Origin of the sequence: Streptomyces sp. NPDC049577 (assembly GCF_040675635.1) — a bacterium.
Lineage (GTDB): Bacteria > Actinomycetota > Actinomycetes > Streptomycetales > Streptomycetaceae > Streptomyces.
The window spans coordinates 1-2,369 of sequence record NZ_JBFAPH010000553.1 but is presented as its reverse complement, the minus strand read 5'-3'; the positions used below and the strand labels follow the sequence as shown (position 1 = coordinate 2,369).

Annotated in this window: 2 protein-coding genes and 1 pseudogene; all 3 read right to left on the bottom strand. The window is 72.6% G+C overall.

The annotated features are described in order from the left end of the window. Window positions 1-94 precede the first annotated feature (94 nt). A pseudogene (locus AB0K09_RS32510) lies at window positions 95-367 on the bottom strand (HTH domain-containing protein); the annotation flags it as partial. A 201-nt stretch (window positions 368-568) separates the two neighbouring features. Next, the gene (locus AB0K09_RS32505) at window positions 569-1,192 is read right to left on the bottom strand and encodes a GntR family transcriptional regulator (RefSeq protein ID WP_366068991.1); all 624 of its coding nucleotides are present in this window, start codon (window positions 1,190-1,192) and stop codon (window positions 569-571) included. Between the two features lie 140 nt (window positions 1,193-1,332). Beyond that, window positions 1,333-2,369: 2-oxoglutarate dehydrogenase, E2 component, dihydrolipoamide succinyltransferase (sucB, locus tag AB0K09_RS32500; RefSeq protein ID WP_366068990.1), on the bottom strand; the 1,037-nt coding region annotated here is incomplete at its 5' end.

Here is a 2,369-nt window from a genome sequence, read left to right as displayed (position 1 = left end):
TGTGCCCCTCGCGCGACGGCCTGCTCACCGAGATCCCGGCCCCCGACTACGAGGTCGCCGTCTTCGAGAACCGCTTCCCCGCCCTCGCCGGCGGCTCGCGGAGCGCGGACGGCACACCGGACAGGAAGAGCGCCTCCGCCTCCGTACGGCCGAGGCCGGTGAGCCGGGTGCGGTAGCCGCCGACGAGCCGGTAGCCGCCGGTGCGGCCGCGGTCGGCGTAGACGGGTATGCCCGCCTCGGAGAGGGCGAGGGCGTCCCGGGCGACCGTGCGCTCGGAGACCTCCAGCCGGCGGGCGAGCTCGGAGCCGGTCAGGGAGGAGTGGGACTGGAGCAGGAGCACCATCTGGATCAGTCGTGCCGCGCGCATGGGCCCCATGATGCCGGGCGCGCGGGCGGCGCGGGGCACGACGACAGGAGCCCGACCGCCGAGCCAGGGCACGGATGGGCGCACGGGGTCCTGTCGTCACCCCTGAGCCGTTCCGCGACAGGACAGGGCGCGCGGGACGGCTCCACGGGAGACGATACGCCTTTGATCGATGATCGATCAATACTGGGAGGTCAGAAGAGCTCAGACCTGGGGCGCGCAGCTCAGTACGTGCGTCTTCAGCAGTTCCCCGATGGCCGGATCGCGGCGCCGGAACGCCTCGGTGATGGCCGCGTGCTCCTCCGCGTGGGCGCGCGGCTCGGGGCTCAGCCAGCGGATCGACAACGTCGTCCAGACCTCGATGCCCAGGGACTCCCAGGTGTGCAGCAGGACGGAGTTCCCGGCGGCCCGGACGATCTCGCGGTGGAAGGCCACGGTGTGCCGGACCTGGGCCTCGCCGTCGCGCGCCCGGTCCGCCTCACGCAGCGCGGCGACCTCCCGCTCCAGCGCGGTCACGTCCCCGGCCAGGGCCTCGGCCGCCAGCTCGGCGGCCACCTGCTCCAGGCCCGCCCGGACCGGGTAGCTCTCCTTGAGGTCGTCGGCGGTCAGGTCGCGCACCCGCACACCCTTGTTCGGGGCCGACTCGATCAGCCGCAGCGATTCCAGCTCGCGCAGTGCCTCGCGCACCGGCGTCTGGCTGACCAGCAGCTCGGCCGCGATCCGCCGCTCCACGATCCGCTCGCCCGGCTGCCACCGCCCGCTGACGATCCCTTCCAGGATGTGCTCGCGGATCTGCTCGCGCAGCGACTGGACGACGGGTGGTGCCATGGGGTGCTCCTCAGGACGAGCGTGGTTCGCGGCCATTATCCCGGCGGGCCCGGACACGCCGAAGGGCGCGGCCCCGGTTCTCGTACGGGTACGAGAACCGGGGCCGCGCCCCGCGTCAGCCGTGGTGGGCCGTCGGTTCTTTACAGACCGATCTCGGTCTCGAACTCGGCGGCCTCCAGGATCTGCTTGACCGTCGTCAGGTAACGGGCCGCGTCGGCACCGTCCACCAGGCGGTGGTCGTAGGAGAGGGACAGGTAGGTCATGTCGCGGACCGCGATGACCGTGCCCTCCTCGGTCTCGACGACCACCGGGCGCTTGACGGTGGCGCCGATGCCCAGGATGGCGACCTGGTTCGGGGGCACGATGACCGTGTCGAACAGCGCACCGCGCGAGCCGGTGTTGCTGATCGTGAAGGTCGCGCCGGACATCTCGTCCGGGCTGATCTTGCTGGTGCGGACCTTGCCGGCCAGCTCCGCGGTCTTCTTGGCGATGCCCGCGATGTTGAGGTCACCCGCACCCTTGATGACCGGGGTCATCAGGCCCTTCTCCGAGTCGACGGCGATGCCGACGTTCTCGGAGTCGAAGTAGGTGATGGTGCCCTCGTCGTCGTTGATCCGGGCGTTGACGACCGGGTGGGCCTTCAGCGCCTGGACGGCGGCCTTGACGAAGAACGGCATCGGGGAGAGCTTGACGCCCTCACGCGCCGCGAAGGCGTCCTTCGCCTTGTTGCGCATCCGCATGATCTTGGTGATGTCCACCTCGACCACGGAGGTCAGCTGCGCCTGGCCGTGCAGCGCCTTCATCATGTTGTCGGCGATGACCTTGCGCATGCGCGGCATCTTGACCGTCTGACCGCGCAGCGGGGACGCCTCGACGACCGGAGCCTTCGGGGCGGCCACGGCGGCCGGGGCGGCGGCCGGAGCCGGGGCGGCCTTGGCGGCCTCGGCGGCGGCGATGACGTCCTGCTTGCGGATGCGGCCACCGACGCCGGTGCCCTGGACGCTGCCCAGGTCCACGCCGCTCTCGGCGGCGAGCTTGCGCACCAGCGGGGTGACGTACGCGCCGTCGGTCGCCGGGGCGGCCGGGGCCGGAGCGGCGGCGGCCGGAGCCGGGGCCGGGGCAGCCGGAGCGGCGGCCGGGGCCGGGGCGGGCGCCGGAGCGGCCGGGGCAGCCGGAG